We start from the raw sequence: 253 nt of genomic DNA, 5'->3' as shown, positions 1-253 counted from the left end.
CCTGCCGCTGGGCCATCGAGGAACTTGTTATTCTTCCTCCTCGACGTCGAGCAGACGCGTGGCGCGCCAGCGGGTCAGCACGATGGTGGTCTGTTCCATGACGAAGAAGCGCGCCGAGTCTCGGTCGTAGCCTTCGGCCAGCAGTTTTTCGTAGTCGGTGTGCACATGTCGGATATGGGCGATGGTCGCCAGCCACACCGCGATCGTCGGCGGCAAGCTCTTCATATGCACCGCGCCGGCGTCGGCGCGGATC

The 253-nt window shown here is 63.6% G+C and carries 1 protein-coding gene; it reads right to left on the bottom strand.

Annotation, left to right across the window (positions count from 1 at the left end):
- Positions 1-27 precede the first annotated feature (27 nt).
- The coding region (locus AC0L2O_RS37145; RefSeq protein ID WP_473373247.1) for a DUF2293 domain-containing protein at positions 28-253 on the bottom strand (226 nt) is incomplete at its 5' end.

This window comes from Bradyrhizobium sp. Kon10 (assembly GCF_055807395.1).
Note: the sequence above shows the minus strand (reverse complement) of the source record. Positions and strands in the feature narration are given on the sequence as shown.